At 61.6% G+C, this 20,245-nt stretch carries 21 protein-coding genes; 12 read left to right on the top strand and 9 right to left on the bottom strand.

Annotated features, from left to right (window positions below; genetic code table 11):
- Positions 1-4 precede the first annotated feature (4 nt).
- From ACUJ47_RS02890 to ACUJ47_RS02875, 4 genes are all read right to left on the bottom strand, one after another.
- Complete coding sequence (locus ACUJ47_RS02890; RefSeq protein WP_445538843.1) at positions 5-673, bottom strand: peptidylprolyl isomerase; 669 nt, start codon at positions 671-673, stop codon at positions 5-7.
- Positions 674-787: 114 nt separating this feature from the next.
- Complete coding sequence (gene coaD, locus ACUJ47_RS02885; protein ID WP_445536954.1) at positions 788-1,297, bottom strand: pantetheine-phosphate adenylyltransferase; 510 nt, start codon at positions 1,295-1,297, stop codon at positions 788-790.
- A complete protein-coding gene (locus tag ACUJ47_RS02880; protein ID WP_445536953.1) occupies positions 1,294-2,199 on the bottom strand; it encodes a polyprenyl synthetase family protein in 906 nt (301 codons plus the stop codon). Before ACUJ47_RS02880 ends, coaD begins: the two co-directional genes overlap by 4 nt.
- Positions 2,200-2,203: 4 nt before the next feature.
- Positions 2,204-2,458: an exodeoxyribonuclease VII small subunit gene (locus ACUJ47_RS02875; protein ID WP_445536952.1), complete on the bottom strand. Its 255-nt coding sequence runs from the start codon at positions 2,456-2,458 to the stop codon at positions 2,204-2,206.
- Positions 2,459-2,538: 80 nt separating this feature from the next.
- On the opposite strand from ACUJ47_RS02875, the gene ACUJ47_RS02870 reads away from it, so the two are divergent.
- Genes ACUJ47_RS02870 through ACUJ47_RS02850 form a run of 5 tightly spaced genes read left to right on the top strand, consistent with a single transcriptional unit; the run spans position 2,539 to position 6,634 of the window.
- Complete coding sequence (locus tag ACUJ47_RS02870) at positions 2,539-2,940, top strand: DUF2177 family protein (protein WP_445536951.1); 402 nt, start codon at positions 2,539-2,541, stop codon at positions 2,938-2,940.
- A 7-nt stretch (positions 2,941-2,947) separates the two neighbouring features.
- The gene (locus ACUJ47_RS02865; RefSeq protein ID WP_445536950.1) at positions 2,948-3,610 is read left to right on the top strand and encodes a hypothetical protein; all 663 of its coding nucleotides are present in this window, start codon (positions 2,948-2,950) and stop codon (positions 3,608-3,610) included.
- Between the two features lie 28 nt (positions 3,611-3,638).
- Entirely contained in the window at positions 3,639-5,873 is a 2,235-nt protein-coding gene (gene purL / locus ACUJ47_RS02860) for a phosphoribosylformylglycinamidine synthase subunit PurL (RefSeq protein WP_445536949.1), read from the top strand.
- Positions 5,874-5,885: 12 nt separating this feature from the next.
- A complete protein-coding gene (locus ACUJ47_RS02855; RefSeq protein ID WP_445536948.1) occupies positions 5,886-6,230 on the top strand; it encodes a DUF6122 family protein in 345 nt (114 codons plus the stop codon).
- 5 nt (positions 6,231-6,235) lie between these two features.
- The gene (locus tag ACUJ47_RS02850) at positions 6,236-6,634 is read left to right on the top strand and encodes a hypothetical protein (protein ID WP_445536947.1); all 399 of its coding nucleotides are present in this window, start codon (positions 6,236-6,238) and stop codon (positions 6,632-6,634) included.
- 6 nt (positions 6,635-6,640) lie between these two features.
- On the opposite strand, the gene ACUJ47_RS02845 is transcribed toward ACUJ47_RS02850, so the two are convergent.
- Positions 6,641-7,435: a Coq4 family protein gene (locus tag ACUJ47_RS02845; protein ID WP_445536946.1), complete on the bottom strand. Its 795-nt coding sequence runs from the start codon at positions 7,433-7,435 to the stop codon at positions 6,641-6,643.
- Positions 7,436-7,543: 108 nt separating this feature from the next.
- Between ACUJ47_RS02845 and ACUJ47_RS02840 the strand changes: the two genes are divergently transcribed.
- Entirely contained in the window at positions 7,544-8,230 is a 687-nt protein-coding gene (locus ACUJ47_RS02840; protein WP_445536945.1) for a nitroreductase family protein, read from the top strand.
- On the opposite strand, the gene serB is transcribed toward ACUJ47_RS02840, so the two are convergent.
- The gene (serB, locus tag ACUJ47_RS02835) at positions 8,231-9,115 is read right to left on the bottom strand and encodes a phosphoserine phosphatase SerB (protein WP_445536944.1); all 885 of its coding nucleotides are present in this window, start codon (positions 9,113-9,115) and stop codon (positions 8,231-8,233) included.
- On the opposite strand from serB, the gene miaA reads away from it, so the two are divergent.
- From miaA to ACUJ47_RS02810, 5 genes are all read left to right on the top strand, one after another.
- On the top strand, positions 9,108-10,055 hold the full coding sequence (gene miaA, locus ACUJ47_RS02830) for a tRNA (adenosine(37)-N6)-dimethylallyltransferase MiaA (RefSeq protein ID WP_445536943.1): 948 nt from the start codon (positions 9,108-9,110) through the stop codon (positions 10,053-10,055). The genes serB and miaA overlap by 8 nt on opposite strands.
- A gap of 141 nt (positions 10,056-10,196) precedes the next feature.
- Complete coding sequence (locus tag ACUJ47_RS02825) at positions 10,197-11,942, top strand: acetolactate synthase 3 large subunit (protein WP_445536942.1); 1,746 nt, start codon at positions 10,197-10,199, stop codon at positions 11,940-11,942.
- Between the two features lie 12 nt (positions 11,943-11,954).
- Positions 11,955-12,470 (top strand): acetolactate synthase small subunit, encoded by a 516-nt coding sequence (ilvN, locus tag ACUJ47_RS02820; protein ID WP_445536941.1) that lies wholly within the window; start codon positions 11,955-11,957, stop codon positions 12,468-12,470.
- A 13-nt stretch (positions 12,471-12,483) separates the two neighbouring features.
- On the top strand, positions 12,484-13,503 hold the full coding sequence (gene ilvC / locus ACUJ47_RS02815; RefSeq protein ID WP_445536940.1) for a ketol-acid reductoisomerase: 1,020 nt from the start codon (positions 12,484-12,486) through the stop codon (positions 13,501-13,503).
- 16 nt (positions 13,504-13,519) lie between these two features.
- Positions 13,520-14,668: an alpha-hydroxy acid oxidase gene (locus ACUJ47_RS02810; protein WP_445536939.1), complete on the top strand. Its 1,149-nt coding sequence runs from the start codon at positions 13,520-13,522 to the stop codon at positions 14,666-14,668.
- Positions 14,669-14,678: 10 nt separating this feature from the next.
- Here ACUJ47_RS02810 and ACUJ47_RS02805 read toward each other — a convergent pair whose 3' ends face one another.
- Together ACUJ47_RS02805 and ACUJ47_RS02800 are read right to left on the bottom strand one after the other, a co-directional pair.
- Positions 14,679-15,815, bottom strand: coding sequence for an epoxide hydrolase family protein (locus ACUJ47_RS02805; protein ID WP_445536938.1), 1,137 nt, complete (start codon positions 15,813-15,815; stop codon positions 14,679-14,681).
- Positions 15,812-16,243, bottom strand: a complete 432-nt coding sequence (locus tag ACUJ47_RS02800) for a PaaI family thioesterase (protein WP_445536937.1) — start codon at positions 16,241-16,243, stop codon at positions 15,812-15,814. The genes ACUJ47_RS02805 and ACUJ47_RS02800 overlap by 4 nt, the downstream gene beginning before the upstream one ends.
- A 216-nt stretch (positions 16,244-16,459) precedes the next feature.
- Between ACUJ47_RS02800 and leuA the strand changes: the two genes are divergently transcribed.
- Entirely contained in the window at positions 16,460-18,148 is a 1,689-nt protein-coding gene (gene leuA, locus ACUJ47_RS02795; RefSeq protein WP_445536936.1) for a 2-isopropylmalate synthase, read from the top strand.
- On the opposite strand, the gene ACUJ47_RS02790 is transcribed toward leuA, so the two are convergent.
- Entirely contained in the window at positions 18,149-20,155 is a 2,007-nt protein-coding gene (locus ACUJ47_RS02790) for a S9 family peptidase (protein WP_445536935.1), read from the bottom strand. It abuts the gene before it with no gap.
- Between the last annotated feature and the right edge of the window lie 90 nt (positions 20,156-20,245).

Genomic DNA, 20,245 nt, shown 5'->3' with positions numbered 1-20,245 from the left:
AAGGCTAATTGCCGATCGGCGCGCTCAGCATGTCGGCAGTGATGTCCTGCGGCGCTTCAGCTTCGGGCATCGCCGGGCGCGGCTTGTTGTCCGCGGCGATCGAAGCCTGCACGATGCGCGTGGGATTGGCGGGGGGCTCGCCACGATTGATCGCATCGACACCGGCCATGTTGCTGATCACGCGCCCAAGGTTCGTATAGCGCTTGTCGAGGCTGAAACGCGGATAGAACACGATAAAGAACTGGCTGTTGGCGCTGTCTTCATCGTTCGCGCGGGCCATCGAGACGGTGCCGCGGATATGCGGGATCGGGGTAAATTCAGCCTTGAGGTCGGGCAGTTCCGAACCGCCCTGCCCCGTGCCGGTAGGGTCACCGCCCTGCGCCATGAAGCCTTCGATCACGCGATGGAAGATCACACCGTCGTAGAATCCCTGCCGCGTAAGCGTCTTGATACGCTCGACATGATTGGGCGCCCAATTGGGCATCAGGCGGATCGCCACACGCTCGCCATTAGAAAGGTCGAGCAGCCAGATATTCTCCGGATCTACGGTCATGTCGTAATTGACCGACTCATAAATTCGTGGGCCGGCAGGCGCCTCTTCCTGTGCAATGGCCGGAAGCGGGGCGGAGAGCAGGCCGAGCGTAGCGGCGATTGCGAAAACGTTCTTGAGCATGTTTGACGTCACGAAGGTTTGAATTCCCGATGAGTTGGCGGGCGGTCTAGCCGCACATCTCTGTCGCCGCAATGAATGATCGCCCGTGGCTGCACAGCTTAGTAACTGCAGTCGCTAGCTGCCAAGCCGCCCGTTGCGCTCGACCCTTGCCATGACGTCGTCGCGCACACTTGGCGTCACGAACTTGGAGATATCTCCGCCATAAAGCGCGATTTCCTTGACCAACCGGCTGGCGATCGGCTGCAAAGCCACATCGGCCATGAGGAACACGGTTTCGATCTCGTGGTTGAGTTGCCGGTTCATGCCCGTGAGCTGGTATTCATATTCGAAGTCGGTCACGCCTCGGATGCCGCGGATGACCACCAGCGCACCCATCCGGTCGGCAAAATCCATCAGGAGCGAATTGAAACCGACAACCCGGATCTTGCCGTCGGCAATGGTCGCTACTTCGCGCTCGACCATGGCCAGGCGTTCATCATCCGAGAACATCGGCGATTTCGCGGCATTTGTAGTGACGCCGATAATCAGCTCGTCGACCAGCTTCGCACCGCGTTCGATGATGTCCATGTGCCCCAGCGTGATCGGGTCGAAGGTTCCCGGATAGATACCGATGCGTCGTGTCACTTGTCCCTCTCCACGATATAGCGCGCCACGGCCGCGAGCATTCTCGCATCCTCGCCATGGGCTGCAAGATGCCCAATGGCCTGCTCTACCAGAGCCTTGGCCTGTTCGCGCGCCTTTTCAGCCCCCATCAGCGTGACGAAGGTCTGCTTGCCCTGCCCATCGTCCTTTCGCAGTGCCTTGCCTGCCTTTGCCTCATCACCTTCGTGGTCGAGCAAGTCGTCAGCGATCTGGAAGGCAAGCCCGATGTCGCGCGCATAGGCGCGCAAATGCGCGCGGCCTTCAGGCGGGACATGGCCCATGATCGCGCCCATCTCGACCGAGGCCGCCAGCAAAGCCCCGGTCTTTAACTGCTGCAACCGGGTGATGGTATGAAGGTCATAGTCTTCCTTCTCCGCCATCATGTCCATCATCTGCCCGCCGGCCATGCCATCCTTCCCGCTCGCGCGGCCCAGGGTGGAAATGAGCTCAACCCGGATGAAAGGGTCTGCGCTGGTTTCCGGGTCTGCAAGTATCTCGAAGGCGAGCGCATGCAGCGAATCCCCCGCCAGCACCGCTGTCGCATCGTCGAACGCCTTGTGCAGCGTGGGCTTGCCGTGGCGCAGGTCGTCATCGTCCATGCACGGCAGGTCATCATGGATCAGCGAATAGACATGAATCGCCTCAACCGCGCAGGCCGCGCGCAGTGCCCGGCCGCGATCGACGCCGAACAGCTCAGCCGTGCTCACCAGCAGCAGGGGGCGCACACGTTTGCCACCACCGATCGCGGCATATCGCATCGCTTCGACCAGCCTCGCCCGGCTGTCCTGCGGCACCTGCAGCATGGCATCGAACACGCTGTCGACCTCACGCTGTACGCGTGCGAGCCCGTCCTTCAGGAGGCTTTGTCCGATACCCCCGCTCACTGGTTTACCCGTCTGAATCGAATGGCGCTGTGCCCGCAGCCGCGCCTGCGCCATCGGTGACGATACGCTCGATCCGGGCCTGCGCATCGTCGAGCCGTTTCTGGCAATGCTTGCGCAGCGCCTCTCCGCGTTCATAGAGCGCAATCGATTGATCGAGCGGAACATTCCCGCTCTCCAACTGCTGCACGATTTCTTCCAGCGCGCCCAGCGCCTGCTCGAAGGTCAGCTGCGATATCTCGGTCGTGTCGGAAATGGCCATGGCCCCTTTTCTCTTTCACGGCGAGCATTGACCGCCACGACGCGGGCGGTCAAGTTGTCAGTCGTCAACGGGAGACGCCGATGAAGTGGATAATCGCCTATGTCGTGGCTGCGGTCGCCTTCGGGACGCTCGACGCGGTCTGGCTCGGGTGGGCAGGCCCCAACCTCTATCGCCCCGTAATCGGTGAAATCATGGCCGACGACTTCCGCGTCGCGCCCGCTGCGGTGTTCTACATCGCTTACCTTGGCGGCATGGTGTGGTTCGCCATTCGTCCGGCACTCGCGAGTGGACGGGTTGGCACCGCGATCCTCAACGGAGCGCTGCTCGGCGCGCTTTGCTATGCCACTTTCGACCTCACCAGCCAGGCTGTCTTCAAGGTCTGGGCGACGCATGTGAGCGTGGCCGACATCCTCTGGGGCACTTTCGCGACTGCCACCGCCAGTGCGATCGCGACCTGGGCCACGTTGAAACTCGCGCGCTGAGACCGGCATGTTCATAGGACACTTCGCCCCCGCCTTTGCCGCCGCCGCCGTAAGCCGCCGCGCACCTGGCCTTGGTACGCTCTTCGTGGCTGCGCAGTTGGTGGACTGGGCGTTCTTCGCATTCGCAGCAGTCGGGATCGAGCATATGCGGATCGATCCGCATGCAACGGTGATGGTGCCGTTCGACCTCTATGACATGCCTTACACTCACAGCCTGTTGGGTACGAGCGTGTGGGCGGTGATTTTCGGCTTGCTGGTTTTCGCGATCTCACGCGAAAAAATCGCAGGCGTACTGGCCGGCATGGTCGTGATGTCGCACTGGGCGCTCGACTGGCTGGTACACCGGCCCGACCTGACCCTGGCGGGCGGTCACACAACTTACGGCCTTGGCCTGTGGAACTATCCCGCCATCGAAATGCCGCTGGAAATCGGCATCACGCTGGCGGCATTCTATTGGTATGTCAGGAGTACGCGCGGGCCGATCGGCCAACCGCTCGTGCTGATGGCGTTGCTGTTGGTGTTCCAGGCGATCAACTGGTTCGGCCCGCATCCCACAGAGGCCGGGCTCGGCCTTTATCTCCAAGCGCTGGCCGCCTTTGCCGTCGTCACTTTTTTCGCGCGGTGGGTGGGGGACAATCGGCGGCACAAACGCGCACGGGACTGGCGATAGCGGCACACGGGCGCTAAGGGCGCTGACCATGTCCCAGATCACGCCCGAAATCGTCGAATCGCACGGCCTCTCGCCGGAGGAATATGACCGCGTGCTGCATGCGCTCGGTCGTGAACCCAATCTGGTCGAGCTTGGCATCTTCTCCGTGATGTGGAGCGAGCATTGTTCCTACAAGAGCTCGCGCCTGCACCTCAAGAAGCTGCCGACCAAGGCACCGTGGGTAATCCAGGGCCCGGGCGAAAATGCAGGTGTGATCGATATCGGTGACGGACAGGCTGCGATCTTCAAGATGGAGAGCCACAACCACCCGAGCTACATCGAGCCTTACCAGGGTGCAGCGACCGGTGTGGGCGGCATCCTGCGCGACGTTTTCACCATGGGCGCGCGCCCGATCGCCAATGCCAATGCCCTGCGCTTCGGGCGGCCCGAGCACCCCAAGATGCAGCATCTGGTCAAAGGCGTGGTCGCCGGCATCGGTGGCTACGGCAATTGCGTGGGCGTGCCGACAGTCTGCGGCGAAACCAATTTCGATCCCGCCTATGACGGCAATATCCTCGTCAACGCGATGACGGTCGGCCTCGCCGATGCGGACAAGATCTTCTATTCGGCCGCAACAGGCCTCGGCAACCCGATCGTCTATGTCGGCTCCAAGACCGGGCGCGACGGCATCCACGGCGCGACCATGGCCAGCGCCGATTTCGGCGAAGATGCGGAGGCAAAGCGCCCGACCGTGCAGGTGGGCGACCCCTTCACCGAGAAGCTGCTTATCGAAGCCTGCCTCGAACTGATGGCGACTGACGCCATCGTCGCCATCCAGGACATGGGCGCCGCAGGCCTGACTTCCTCGAGCGTCGAAATGGCCACCAATGGCAAGGCCGGTATCCGGCTCGACATGAACAAGGTGCCGTGCCGCGAAGAGGGCATGACGCCCTACGAAATGATGCTGAGCGAGAGCCAGGAGCGCATGCTGATGGTGCTCAAGCCGGGCAAGGAAGCCATGGCTGAAGCAATCTTCCGCAAGTGGGAGCTCGACTTCGCAGTGATTGGCGAAGTGACCGATACGCAGCACATGGTGCTCGAATGGAACGGCGAGGTAGTTTGCGACATCCCGCTTGGGCCGCTCGCCGCCGACGCCCCTGAATATGACAGGCCCTATCTCTCGAAAGAGGAATACAAGGCCTGGGCACAAGTGAAGCCGCTGGCTGACGTTCCTGCCAGCGCCGACGTGGGCGCCGACCTGCTCAAGCTGATGGCCAGCCCCAATCTCGCCTCCAAGCGCTGGATCTACGAACAGTATGACAGCCAGGTGATGGGCGACACGCTCCAGACCGGCGGCGACGCAGGCGTGGTGCGCGTTCACGGCACGAAGAAAGCGATCGCGATCTCGACCGATTGCACCCCGCGATATGTCTTTGCCGACCCCTATGAAGGCGGGAAGCAGGCGATTGCCGAGGCCTATCGCAACCTTTGTGCCGTTGGCGCGAAGCCGCTGGCGGTGACCAATTGCCTGAACTTCGCAAATCCGCAGCGCCCCGAAATCATGGCGCAGCTGGTCCATGCGCTCGAGGGCATGGGCGATGCTTGCCGCGCGCTCGATTTCCCCATCGTGAGCGGCAACGTCAGCCTCTACAACGAAAGCAAGGCGACCGGCGGCGGATCGGCCATCCTTCCTACCCCCGCGATCGGCGGCGTCGGCATCATCGAAGACTATGCCAATATGATGACGATGGGTTTCAAACAGGCAGGCGACACGCTCTACCTCGTCGGCCCCGAATTCTGGGCAAAGCCGGACCCGACGCGTTCGCACCTCGGCAAGTCGCTATGGCTGCGCGTGATCCATGGCCGCGACGAAGGACGCACCCCTCCCACCGATCTTGTGATCGAGCGAAACGCGGGCAAGATCATCCATCAATTGATCGACGAAGGGCTGGTCAATGCGGTGCATGACCTGTCCGACGGCGGCCTTGCCGTCGCTCTCGCCGAGATGGCGCTGGCAAGCGGACTTGGCGCGGATGTCGAGGGCAATGCGGACTACACCCCTGCGCAATGGTGGTTTGGCGAGGACCAGGGCCGCTATGTGATCAGCGTCCCAGACACGGAAGCGCTGAACGCCGCCCTCGCCAAGGGAACCGAGAATGCCGAAACCGGGCAGATCGGATTCCGCCGGATCGGGACCGTGGGCGGTGACAGCCTGCTCGGCATTTCGCTGGCAGACCTGCGCAACGCGCACCAGAGCTTCTTCCGCGACTGGATGGAGGGCTGAGGCCAAGAGCAGGTGCAACTGCTCCAGCCCCTGATCCACTACGGCGGGCATCTTGCCGCGCCCTTCCTGATCGCCTGGCTATTGTGGCGCGAGCGCTGGAAACAGGCAGGTCTCGTCATTCTTGCAGCGAACCTGATCGACCTCGATCATTTGCTGGCCGATCCGATCTTTGACCCCAATCGTTGCAGCATCGGCTTCCACCTGCTGCACGGCTGGGAGGCCGCGATCGCCTATGTCCTCATGCTCGGCGTGCCCAAATGGTGGGTCCGCGCACTTGGATTAGGCGCATTGTGGCACCTTGCTGTAGACTGGAGCGACTGCGGAATGCAGGGTCTGGGGCAAGCGATCGGAGGCTGATCATCATGGCGGGTTATTCCGACACGCCACTGGCCAAGAAACTCTCCTTGAAGCCGGGGCTGACGGCCTGGTTCCACGAGATGCCGGAGCCCGTCCATGTCGAGCTCGCCGAAGCGGGTGTTCAAGAACAGCCCGGCCCCATCAAAGACCTCGACATTGCGCATGTCTTCGTGTCCAGGCGCACCGAACTCGAACACTTGCTCACGGAGCTCCGTCACACAATTGCACCCGATGGCTTTGTTTGGGTGAGCTGGCCGAAGAAAGCCTCGAAGGTCGCGACCGACATCACGGAAGACACGATCCGCGAGATCGCCCTGCCGCTCGGCTTCGTCGATGTGAAAGTCTGCGCAGTTGACCAGATCTGGTCCGGCCTCAAGCTGATGATCCGCAAGGAACTCCGCTAAGAAACCTCAGGCAGCGAGTTGTTCGGGCAAGCGCATGTCGCTGTCCGCCAGCCCTTCCTCCATCAATTGCGCGATGCAGCGGCGATAGATCACAGGCTCGCCGATGTTCAGCCGCTTGCGGGCCGCATCGATATCCTCGCGCATCAGCGCCTCTACATCCTCATGCGCGATCTTTGCTGCCGCACGGCCAAGCGCCCTACCCTCACGGATGGCATCGAAAAGCGGCGCGTTCGTCTTGCTTTCCTTCAACCGCTGGCGCGTGCCTGCATAGGCGATGAAGAGAATGCCGAGATTGTGGTTCTGCTCATAGCTGAAGCCCAGCAGGCAGGCCTCTCCCAAGCCGTCACGGCCATAGCTGGTCAGCACATGGAACAAATCATGCGTGTCGCGCAGGCGCTCGAAATACCATTCCGTCTGGTCCTGATGCCGCTTTTCGGGCGGCGACCACTTGTGGCTTTCTGCCACAAGCCCGGCGGCACTTAACCCTTCACGCTTCATGAAACGGATATAGTGCTGCGCCACGCTGTTCGGCCCGCAATCGGCCCAGCGTGCATGATCGTCGAGCATCGTCGGGATGTTGACCTCTTCGCGCATCATGCGTTGGCCCTCATCCGACTGGATGAAGTCCCATGCCTGGCGATGCCCCTTCCGCCCCTTGAGCGCCTCGATGATGTGAAACACCTGTTCGGTGTCTTCCTTGTCGGCAATGAGCTTTCGGAAATGCTTCAGCACCTTGAACGGGCGGAAACCGGAAGTCTTGCGCCCGGGCGCGACGAGTGGACGGTCAGTTACGCTGGTCATGGCATCCTCATTATTGCCGCACTATTTACACGATTGTAAATTGCCTGTCCACGGCTGCGCCATGGTCACCGCTTTGCCTTTCCTGGGGAATGCGCGAGTATTGCAAACATGCAATCACACGAACAAGTCCCCTATTCGCTGCCCAGCCTGCCAGATGAAGAAAGCATAGCCCGTGCGCGGGCAATGCGCGACCGGCTGAAGCAGCGGCGCAGCTGCCGTTATTTTTCCGCAGAGCCGGTGCCGCACGAAGTGATCGAGGCCGCGATTGAAGCTGCCGGCAGCGCGCCCAACGGCGCAAACCACCAGCCCTGGCACTTCGCAGTGGTTTCCTCTGCCGACAGGAAGCGCGCTATCCGCGAAGCCGCTGAGGAAGAGGAGCGTCGATTCTACGGTGCGGACGGCGACAGCCCAAAGGCCAGCGCGGAATGGCTTGAGGCGTTGAGCCCGATCGGCACTGATGAAGACAAACCATTCCTTGAGATCGCACCCTGGCTGATCGTGGTTTTCGCCCAGCGCAAGGGCGGGATCGACGAGGATGGGGCGACGCAGAACTATTACGTCAATGAAAGCGTCGGCATCGCCTGCGGCATGTTGATCGCGACGCTCCATGAAGCCGGGTGCGCAACGCTAACGCACACTCCTTCGCCCATGGGCTTCCTGCGCAAAATTTGCGGGCGGCCCGAACACGAGAAGCCGCTGATGATCGTGGTGGTTGGCCATCCCGCAGAAGGGGCGACCGTTCCGGCGCATGCATTGAAGAAAAAGCCGCTTGGCCAGATCGCCACCTGGCTGTGACTAGCCCGCCACCCATTCGCTTTGGGGTATGCCGAGCAGTTTGAGCACTGAAGTCAGGTCGCCGCGATCGATCCAGCCATTGGCGGCAAGTTTCGCGGCAGGCTTGGCGCGATAGGCCACGCCATAATCGGCCGCGAGCAGCATCGGAACGTCATTTGCCCCGTCACCTGTGGCAAGCGATACTGCGCCCTCGCCCAATTCCGCCAGTTCGCCTTCCAATGTGGCGCGCTTGACCGAGCTGTCAGTTACCGAACCCGCCAACTGCCCTGTGAGCTTGCCGCCGTCGATGGCCAGCCTGTTGCCGACCACCCGCTCGAAGCCGAGCTGTTCGGCTATCGGATCGGCGAATTGGTGAAAACCGCCAGTGACCAAGACGGTGCGGCATCCCCTGGACTTGAGCGTTTCGACCAGCACGCGTGCACCCGGCATCGGCACGATGCGCGTCGAAAGGCATTCGAAAATTGCCTCTTCCGACAAATCGCGCAGCAGCATCACTCGTTCGCGCAGCGCACTTTCGAAATCGAGTTCCCCCTGCATGGCGCGTTCGGTTATCGCGGCAATATGGTGCTTGATCCCGGCGAAGTCGGCCAGTTCATCGATGCATTCCTGCTCGATCATGGTCGAATCCATGTCCGACACGAACAGGGCCGGTGTTACAATCGGCGCTTGCGACACCAGCACGTCAGCCGGGTCGAAATGTTTCGAGAGCAGCTTCTGCAGCGCCTCCGCCTCCCCTTCGGGGATAAGCAGCTCAAGCACATCCTCGTTCGATTCCAGCATCATCGCCGATGCCAGCTCGTAGCCATCAGCCTCGATTGCGCGCGTCGCAGCGTCGAGGCGCGTTTCCAAGCTGGCCGGGTCTGCTATCAGCCGGGCGATGGGCACTTCGGATTCTCCTCGACATCTACCGGTCGCGCTCATCGCAGGGCCAACCGCCAGCGGCAAGAGCGATCTCGCGGTTCAACTGGCATTGGCGATGCAAGAGCGCGGGAAACGGGCGGTCGTGATCAATGCGGACAGCGCGCAGGTCTATGCCGACTTGCGGGTGCTCAGCGCACGGCCGGCTGATGAGGAGATGCGTGGGATCGAGCATCGCCTGTTCGGAGCGTGGGACGGAGCACAGGCCTGCTCGGCGGCGAATTGGGCTGATGCGGCCAAGCACGAGATTGCCGCGCTGCATGCCAAAGATGTCCTGCCCATCCTGGTCGGCGGGACCGGGCTGTATGTGCGGACGCTATTGGAAGGGATCGCCCCGATTCCGCCGATAGACCCGGCAGTGCGGGACAGCGTACGGGCGCTCCCGATTGGTGAGGCATATGCCGCTTTACAGGCCGAGGATCCCGAGCGCGCAGCCTTGCTCAATCCGGCCGACAGCCAACGGATTGCACGAGCGCTGGAGGTGGTCCGCTCGACCGGCAAGACGCTGGAGCATTGGCAGGCCGAGAAGACGGGCGGCATCGACGACCAGATCTCGCTTCATCCGCTGGTCCTGCTGCCCGATCGGGATTGGCTTTACGCCCGCTGCGACCTGCGCTTCACACGCATGCTAGAGCTTGGCGCGATCGCGGAAGTCGAAGCCCTGGTCGCGCGCAAGCTCTCCGCGGAACTGCCTGTGATGCGCGCGATCGGCGTACCAGAGATTTCGGCCTACCTGCGCGGCGAGGTCTCTCGCGATGAAATGATAGCCAGCGGGCAGCAGGCAACGCGCAACTATGCCAAGCGGCAGTATACATGGTTCCGACGCCAGCCACCGAAAGATTGGCCAAGATGTGAGTCTCAAAATATCGATATTGGAGATTATTTTGCATCTTTATTACGTGATTAACGGTTGACACGTTAGATTTGAACGCATAGCGGGTCAGTCGCTGGCTCGGTGCGTGACCCTGCACCGGGCCGCGTTTTATTGTGAAGCGCGCGAAATGCGCATAGATGCGGGCGCGAACCGCACAGTCGGAAGGAAACCAACGTGTCACAGGAGCGCAGCGGCGCAGCAATCCTGGTCGAATGCCTGATCGAACAGGGTGTCGAATTCGTATTCGGCTATCCCGGCGGTGCGGTACTCCCCATCTATGACGAGCTATTCGGCGATGAACGCATCCGCCATATTCTCGTCCGGCACGAGGCAGGCGCGGCACATGCGGCGGAAGGCTATGCCCGCTCGACCGGCAAGCCCGGCGTTGTCCTCGTCACTTCCGGCCCCGGCGCGACCAATGCCGTTACCGGAATTGCCGACGCGTTTCTCGACTCGATCCCGATGGTGGTAATTACCGGCCAGGTCGCGACCGGGCTGATCGGCACCGACGCGTTCCAGGAAGCCGACACCGTTGGCATCACGCGCCACTGCACCAAGCACAATTACCTCGTGAAGGAACCGGCAGACCTCAAGGCAACGCTTGAAGAGGCATTCCGGATCGCCACAACTGGCCGCCCCGGCCCGGTCGTCGTCGATATTCCCAAGGACGTGCAGGTCGCAGTGCCATCGGCCAGCAACGCCAGCAACGGCTCGGCCGCGCACCGCTACCAGCCCCGCATGGTCGGCAGCGCGGACGAGATCGCCAAAGCCGTCGAATTGCTCGCGAAGGCTGAACGGCCGGTTTTCTACACTGGTGGCGGCGTCATAAACTCCGGCCCGGAGGCAAGCCGCCTGCTGCGCAAGCTGCAGGATCTCACCGGCGCGCCCACCACCTCAACGCTCATGGGCCTCGGCGCATTTCCGGCGGATCATCCGGACTGGCTGGGAATGCTGGGCATGCACGGTACGTTCGAAGCCAATATGGCGATGAACAAGTGTGACGTGATGGTCTGCATTGGCGCTCGCTTCGATGATCGCGTGACCGGCAGGCTCGACGCATTCAGCCCGGATTCCACCAAGATCCACATCGATATCGACCGCAGCTCGATCAACAAGACAGTCCATGTCGACTTGCCGATCGTTGGCGATTGTGCCCATGTCCTGTCGCAGCTGATTTCTGCCTGGGGCGATCGCAAGCCGAGAGACCTCGGCGAATGGAAGGCGCGGATCGCCGGTTGGCGCGCACGCGAATGCCTTGCCTATCCTGAGAAATCCGACCTCATCATGCCACAAAAGGCGATCGAGCGGCTGTTCGCGCTCACCAGGCACCGCAATCCCATCATCTCGACCGAAGTCGGCCAGCACCAAATGTGGGCGGCGCAGTATTTCGGCTTCAACGATCCGAACAAATGGCTCACCTCGGGCGGTCTGGGCACGATGGGTTATGGGCTGCCTGCGGCAATCGGCGCGCAACTCGGCAATCCGGACAACCTCGTGATCGACATCGCGGGCGAAGCATCGATCCAGATGAACATCCAGGAACTCGGCACGGCCAGCCAATATCGCCTGCCGGTGAAGGTCTTCATCCTCAACAACGAGTTCATGGGCATGGTGCGCCAATGGCAGCAGCTGACCTATGAGAGCCGCTATTCGAACTCCTATTCGGACAGCCTGCCCGATTTCGTGAAGCTGGCCGAAGCCTATGGCTGGAAGGGTATCCGGATCGAAGACGAAGCCGGGCTCGACGCCGGGATCGAAGCCATGCTTGCCTATGATGGCCCGGTAATGGTCGACTGCCTTGTCGCCAAGGAAGCCAATTGCTTCCCGATGATCCCCAGTGGCGCGGCGCACACCGACATGATGCTGTACGGCGACCAGGTCGAAGGCACTATGGATGACGAAGCCAAGGCTTTGGTCTGAGGAATTGACGACATGAAAATCGCAACCGCTGCCAGCGAACGGCACGTGCTCAACATCACGGTCGACAATGAATCGGGCATTCTCGCCAAGATTGCGGGGCTATTCACCGCGCGCGGCTACAACATTGACAGCCTGACCGTGGCCGACATCACCGAGAACCACGCGGTGAGCCGGATCACCATCGTCACCAACGGTCCGCCGCAGGTAATCGACCAGATCGAAGCGCAGCTCGAGCGCCTGGTACCGGTACACAAGGTCACCGACCTGACCGAGGCCGGCCCGCATGTCGAACGCGAGCTTGCGCTGGTAAAGGTTGCCGGAACCGGCGAGAAGCGTGTGGAGGCGCTGCGGATCGCCGATGTGTTCCGCGCCAGCGTGGTCGACACCACCACCGAAAGTTTCGTGTTCGAGATAACCGGCGCACCGGACAAGATCGACAGTTTCATCGCGCTGATGCGCGGCCTTGGCCTCGTCGAGGTTGGTCGCAGCGGCGTGGTTGGCATGATGCGCGGCGCGCAAGGCGCCTAGAAGAGGGAAGACAATGAAAGTTTATTACGACGCCGATGCGGATCTGGGCCTCATCAAGGACAAGAAGATCGCTGTGCTCGGCTACGGTTCGCAAGGCCATGCCCACGCGCAAAACCTGCGCGACAGCGGTGTGAAGGATGTCGCCATCGCCCTGCGCGAAGGTTCGGCAACCGCGAAGAAGGCTGAAGCCGCCGGCTTCAAGGTTTTGAGCAACAAGGATGCCGCCAAATGGGCCGACATCCTGATGGTCCTTGCTCCGGACGAGCACCAGGCGGCGATCTGGGAGAACGATCTCAAGGGCAATATGAAGCCCGGATCGGCGCTCGCCTTCGCGCACGGCCTCAACATCCATTTCGGCCTGATCGAAGCTCCGTCGGATATCGATGTGATCATGATCGCGCCCAAAGGCCCCGGCCACACCGTGCGCAGCGAATACCAGAAGGGCGGCGGCGTGCCCTGCCTCATCGCCATCCACCAGGATGCCAGCGGCAAGGCGCATGACATTGCGCTGGCCTATGCCAGCGGCGTCGGCGGCGGACGCAGCGGCATCATCGAAACCAACTTCAAGGAAGAGTGCGAAACCGATTTGTTCGGCGAGCAGGCCGTGCTGTGCGGCGGCATCACTCACCTGATCCAGGCTGGCTTCGAAACACTGGTCGAAGCGGGCTACGCGCCCGAAATGGCATATTTCGAATGCCTCCACGAAACCAAGCTGATCGTCGACCTGCTCTATGAAGGCGGCATCGCCAACATGCGCTATTCGATCAGCAACACCGCGGAATATGGCGACATCACCACCGGCCCGCGCATCATAACTGCTGAAACCAAGGCCGAGATGAAGCGCGTTCTCGATGACATCCAGTCTGGCCGCTTCGTGAAGAACTTCGTGCTCGACAACCGCGCAGGCCAGCCCGAACTGAAGGCTGCCCGCAAGCGTGCCGAAGCACACCCGATCGAACAGACCGGCGCTCGCCTGCGTGCCATGATGCCGTGGATCAGCGCAAACAAGCTGGTCGACAAGGCGAAGAACTAAGCCGAAAAGGTGCCTCATGCGCCTTTCCGACTGCCACAATATCGACGATTTCCGGAAGCTGGCCAGGGCCCGACTGCCCTGGCCGGTTTTCGACTATATCGACGGGGCAGCGGATGACGAGCTGACCAAAGCGCGCAACACCGCCGCCTTCGAAACGTGCGATCTGGTGCCTGACGTGCTGGCGGGGGTCGCAGAAATCGACACCAGCTGCACGATCATGGGCCGCAAGAGCGCCCTTCCCCTGATGCTCAGCCCCACTGCGGTACAGCGCGCTTTCCACTGGCAGGGTGAGACGGCCGTAGCCAAGGCAGCGGAAAAATTTGGCCTGTGGTTCGGCATTTCAAGCCTGGCCACACGCAGTATCGAGCAAATCGCCGCGCTCACTAGCGCGCCCAAGCTGTTCCAGCTCTATGTGCACAAGGACAAGGGCCTGAACAGTTCGATGATCGAACGCTGCCAGGCCGCGAAGTTCGATGCGCTTGCCCTCACAGTCGACACTATCGTCTCTGGCAAGCGCGAGCGATGCCTGCGCAGCGGATTCACCACCCCGCCCCGCTTTTCGCCCAGCGCGGTGTGGAGCTATGCCACGCGCCCGCGCTGGACGCTCGATTACCTTTTCCGCGAGAAATTCCGCCTGCCCAATCTCGACACCCATGTGAGCGAAGGCAGCGGCAAGGCGGTGAGCATCGCCGACTATTTCAACACCATGCTCGACACTTCGATGGATTGGGACACGGCGGCCCGCATCCGCGAGGGTTGGGGCGGAAAGTTCTGCCTGAAGGGCGTTATGAGCGCGAACGACGCGCAGCGAGCAGTGCAGATCGGGGCGGACGCAATCATGATCTCCAACCATGGCGGGCGCCAGCTTGATGGCAGCCGTGCACCATTCGACCAGCTGCGCGAGATCGTCGATACCGTCGGCGGCGAGATCGAAATCATCGTTGACGGCGGCGTTCGACGCGGAACGCATGCGCTCAAGAGCCTGTGCGCGGGTGCAACCGCCGCATCGGGCGGCAGGCTTTACCTCTATGCGCTTGCCGCCGCTGGCCAACCCGGTGTCGAACGCGCTGTCGGCATCCTCAAGGATGAAATCGAACGGGGCATGCGGCTGATGGGCGTGACCAGCATCGATCAGCTGACCCCCGAAAGGCTGCGCTGGCGTTGACTGAACGGCCCTAGCGCATAAGCGCGAAGCAGGCCCGCAATTCATCGACAAACAGCTCGGGCTGTTCCCATGCCGCGAAATGCCCTCCCTTGGGCAAATCGTTCCAATAGACGAGATTGGTGTAGCGCCTTTCGGCCCACTTCCGCGGCGCCGGGATGATTTCCTTCGGGAACGCACTGGCTCCGGTCGGAAGCTTCACCTCCCCCTGCCCGAACTTGGCGAAGCTCTCCCAATAGAGCCGAGCCGAGGACGCTCCAGTGGCCGGAAGCCAGTAGAGCATGATGTTGTCGAGGATCCTGTCGCGCGACAGCGCGTCGAACGGCGAACCATCATTGTCGGTCCATGCCCACATCTTCTCGAAGATCCACCCGGCTAGCCCAACCGGCGAATCGACAAGACCATAGCCCACGGTCTGGGGCCTCGTGCTCTGCTGCTTGGAATAGCCCGAGTCCCAATCCTGGTAATGCTGAAGCGCGGCCAGCGCCTTCAGCTCTGCTGGCGTAGGGCTCGCAAGGTCTTCGGGCGTCGGTTGCCCGAGCGGCATGTTGATGTGAATTCCCGCGCAGCCTTCCGGCGCCTGCGCCCCGATCGCGGTCGTCACAGCACTTCCCCAGTCGCCGCCCTGCGCCACCCAGCGAGAATAGCCGAGTCGCCGCATCAGCTCTGCCCAGGCAGTCGCAATCTTCTCGACACCCCAGCCTGTGGCATTCGGCTTGCCCGAGAAACCGAAGCCGGGCAGCGACGGCGCGACCACATGGAATGCCTGGCTGGCGCTCCCGCCAAATTCCTCGGGCCGGGTCAAACGCGGAATCACATCGAGGAATTCGATCACCGATCCCGGCCATCCATGCGTCAGGATCAACGGCAATGCGTCTTCATGCGGTGAGCGGACATGCAGGAAATGGATGTCCAACCCGTCGATCTCGGTCACGAACTGGCCCATTGCATTGAGCCGCGCCTCACACGCGCGCCAGTCGTATCCGTTCCGCCAATATCGACACAATTCCTGCAGTTCTGCCAATGGAGCTCCCTGCGCCCAGTCGCCCACCGCTTCCTTCTCAGGCCAACGGGCAATATCGAGCCTGAGGTGCAGGTCAGCGAGGGCTACATCCTCGATGTGCAGGCGGAATGGACGAATTTCAGTCATTGCGTAGCTGCCTTCGATGCTGCGACCACCCGTTCCGTGTCAACCAGCAGGATCGTACTGGTCGCCTTGGCCAATACAGTCCCGTCCGGGGCCTTGAGGTGGCCCTCATAGAAATTGGTGCGCTTGCCAGCACGTTCGACCCAGCCTTCGGCAATGACCAGCCCAGGCCGTGCCGGGGCGAAGAAACTGACCTTGAGCTCGAGCGACATCGGCACGAAGCCCTTGCCGTGGCGAGCGATTACCGCATGCGCCATTGCCGCATCGATCCACCCTGTCACGAAGCCGCCTTGCACCACGCCGCCCGAATGGCACATCTCGGGCCTCGCCTCGTATTCGAGCGTTGCGCGCCCTTCAGGGTCGAGGTTGACGATACGTACCAGCCCCATGATCTGGTACAGCGAAGGCTCTGCTGTGTGAGTGTCTGTCATGCATCGGTGATAGTCGGCTCGCTTTTTCTTTCCAAGCGCCTTGCGCTCCGCGCAATTTTCGGCAATTGAGCCCGCATGACACGTAACGGATCGCTGCCGCTGCTACGACTTACACGCCCTTGGGCGTGACCAGTCGCGTGCCTTGATGGCGCGCGGGGCGCCCAAGGGAGCATCGCCGCACCGCCTCAATCCAATTTCGTTACGAGTTCGATACCAATGACCATGCTGTCCGACCCAAGCCGCAAGTACCGGCCCTTCCCTCAGGTCAACCTGCCCGATCGGCAGTGGCCAAGCCGCACCGTCACTTCGCCGCCGCGCTGGCTTTCCACCGATCTGCGCGACGGCAACCAGTCGATCATCGACCCGATGGACGCGGTGAAGAAGAACCGCTTCTTCGACGAACTCGTGCGCATCGGCATCAAGGAGATCGAAGTCGGGTTCCCGAGCGCTGGCGCCACAGAGTTCGACTTCATTTCCGGCCTGGTGAAGTCTGGCCGCATACCTGAAGATGTAACCGTTCAGGTGCTGACGCAAAGCCGTGAAGACCTGATCCGCACCAGCTTCGAAAGCCTCGAAGGCGCCCGATCCGCCATCGTCCACCTCTACAATGCCGTCAGCCCCGCATGGCGCGATATCGTGTTCCGGATGTCGAAGGACGAAGTGCGCGAGATCGCAATCGCGGGCGCCAAAGTGATGCGTGACGAAGCTGCCAAGCGGCCTGAAACCGACTGGCATTTCCAATATTCGCCCGAAACCTTCTCAACTGCCGAGCTCGATTTCAGCATCGCCGTGTGCGAGGCCGTGATGGAAGTTCTCCAGCCAACGCCGGAGCATCCCATCATCCTGAACCTGCCGGCCACGGTCGAAGCGACAACTCCCAATATCTACGCCGACCAGATCGAATATTTCTGCCGCAATTTGCCCAATCGCGACAGCGCGGTGATCAGCCTGCACACCCATAACGATCGCGGCACTGGCGTCGCGGCGGCGGAACTCGGGCTGATGGCGGGCGCCGACCGCGTCGAAGGCTGCCTGTTCGGCAATGGCGAACGCACCGGCAACTGCTGCCTCGTGACCGTTGCGCTCAACATGTACACGCAGGGTGTCGACCCCGGCCTCGATTTCTCCGACATCGACCGGATCATCGAGACGGTCGAATATTGCAACGAGCTGCCGGTACACCAGCGCCATCCCTATGGCGGCGAACTGGTCTTCACCGCTTTTTCGGGTTCGCACCAGGATGCAATCAAAAAGGGCTTCGAAGCCCACGCCAAGCAGAATGACGAGCTGTGGCGCGTGCCCTATTTGCCGATCGACCCGGCGGACCTCGGCCGCAATTACGAGGCGGTGATCCGCGTTAATTCGCAATCCGGCAAGGGCGGATTTGCCTGGGTGCTGGAACAGGACCAGGGCCTCAAGCTGCCCAAGAAGATGCAGGCTGACTTTTCCAAGCACGTCCAGCACCTTGCGGACGAACTGGGCCGCGAACTCAACGCCGCCGATATCTGGAACGCCTTCCGCAAGGCCTATTACGTCAAGATCGAGCCGCGGCACTTCCGCCTTGTCGACTATGAGGAAAGCCGCGCGGCTGACGGAACACGCATCTTCTCCGGCAAGATTGCTGTCGACGGGCAGGAGCAGAGCGTCAGCGGGCGCGGCAACGGGCTGATTTCTTCCGTAATGAGCACGATCCGGGAGACCTTCTGCGTCGAGCTGGAAGTGACCGACTACACCGAGCATGCGCTTGGCACCGGCACCGATGCGCGCGCAGCCGCCTATCTCGAATGTCGTATGCCCGATGGACGCACCATTTGGGGCTGCGGGATCGACCAGGACATAGCCACGGCCAGCGTTCGTGCCGTGCTCAGCGCTGCCAACAGCGCCGTTCGGGAAACCGCCGCCTAGCTATTTGACCTTGGCGTCGAACCAGCCGAGCCAGCGTTCCATCCGGTCCGTTACGAAACTCGGGCGCCGGATTCCGTGCGACTCGCCCGGATAGATCACCAGTTTCGTTTCGATTCCGCGCGAGCGCAGCGCCTGGTACATCTGTTCGCTGGCAAGAGTAGGCACGTTTACGTCTGAGCCACCCACCATGAACAAGGTTGGCGTGACGATCCGGTCGTTGTGGAAGAAGGGATAGCTGATCCGATCCCAGGCCTCGCGGTTCTCCCAAGGATAACCGAGTTCGACGTCGTACTCATAGACGTAGTGGTCGGTGCCATAGCCGGAAAGCACATTGCTGATCGACGCGCCGCTCACCGCGCCCTTAAAGCGCTTGTCGCTGGCGATAGTGTAATTGGTCAGCATGCCGCCATAGGACCAGCCGCCAATGCCGAGCCTGTCCGGATCGGCCACGCCGCGCGCCACGGCGTCGTCCACGGCCGCCAGCACGTCTTCGACATCGACCGAACCCCAGGCCGCGTTGATCGCAGCAGCAAATGCTTCGCCACGCCCGGTGCTGCCGCGCGGGTTCACGAAGATCACCGCATATCCGCGCGCCGCCATCACTTGCCGCATCATGTCGAAATCGGCTTCGAACTGAGCGGTCGGCCCGCCATGGATGTGCAGGATGGTCGGAACCTTTGTACCCTCCTTGTAGTCAGGCGGTGTCATCAGGAACCCGCGCACTTCGGTTCCGTCCTTGCTCTTGAAGCTGGTCCTCACGACCTTTCCAAGATCGAGTTCAGCCGCCAGCGCAGAGTTGTGATCGGTAAGCGCGCGCATCTTGCCCTTGTCGAAGGCGAAAACCTCCGTGGGGCTCGCCGGGTCGGAAGAGAGAAATGCCAGCCGCCCATTGGCTGAAACCGTTGGCGAGGTGATCACACGCTCGCCGCTTGCAACCTGCGTGATCGCACCGCCCTTTGCGGAGACACTGTCGAGCCGCTGCACCCCGTCATCCTCGACGATGAAATTGATCGTGCGACCGTCAGCGGACCAGAACGGCTCGGTGACATTGCGATCGAGCGAAGCAGTGACAATCCGCTCCTCTCCGCCGGCCGAGGGCACGAGAGCCAGTGCATTCACAGCATACCAGATCAGCTTGGGATCACCCGTGCGAATATAGGCTATCTGCGAACCATCGGGGCTCCATGCAGGATAGGATCCGGTAGATGGATCATTATCTGCGCCCGGATAGCTTGTCAGCTGGCGCGGAGTGGCACCGACATTCGCCGCATCAGCAATGAACAGGTTGAAGTCGGGCGAACGCTCAGCATCGGGGAAGCGGCGCGAAACGAAGGCGATGCGCGTCCCATCGGGAGAGAAGGAGGGCAGCGCCTCGTCATAGTCGCCATCGGTCAGCCGCTCTGCCTTGCCGCTGGCGATATCATACAGCCATAGCCGCTCGCGCCGATTGTCGAGATAGCCGGTTCCGTCGCGCTTGAATCGGTAACGATCGATCACGATCGGCTCAGGGCGATCCTTGTCCTTGCCTTCCTTCTTCGGCTTGGGATCTTCCACCACCAGCACCAGCTTCTTACCGTCAGGTGAGAAAGCATAATCCGAAACGGAACCGTTGATTCCGGGCAAGGGATAGGCTTCGCCACCTGCGCGCGGCAGGAACCAAAGCCGCGCATCGCTATCTTCGTCGTCCTTTGCCGCACGCGAGGAGATGAAGGCGATCACCGATCCGTCAGGGCTGAAGCGCGGCGCGCTCTCACTCTCGCCGGGGCGGTTGGTCAATTGGCGCTTGCCAGACCCATCCCACGCCGCGAGCCAGATATGGCTGACATTTGCGTCCTTCTCGATATCGGCCGTGGCCACAGTGTAGACGACCGCGCTCCCGTCAGGCGCGATGTCGGGATTGCCGACCCGCGCGACCTTCAAGAGATCCGCCACTTCGGCCTTGCGCGCCTCGGCAAGTGTAGGTGCAGTTGTTACCAGAAGTGCCAGAGCGAGTGCTGCGTAACGCATGAAAATCTCCCGAATACAGAACCGCCAAGGGATAAGGATTCGCGCGACGGAGGCAATGCCGAAGTTCTGGCGCAAGTCGCCAAATCAAAG

It is taken from the genome of Altererythrobacter sp. Z27, from assembly GCF_052683155.1.
This window is presented reverse-complemented; position numbering and strand designations above follow the sequence as displayed.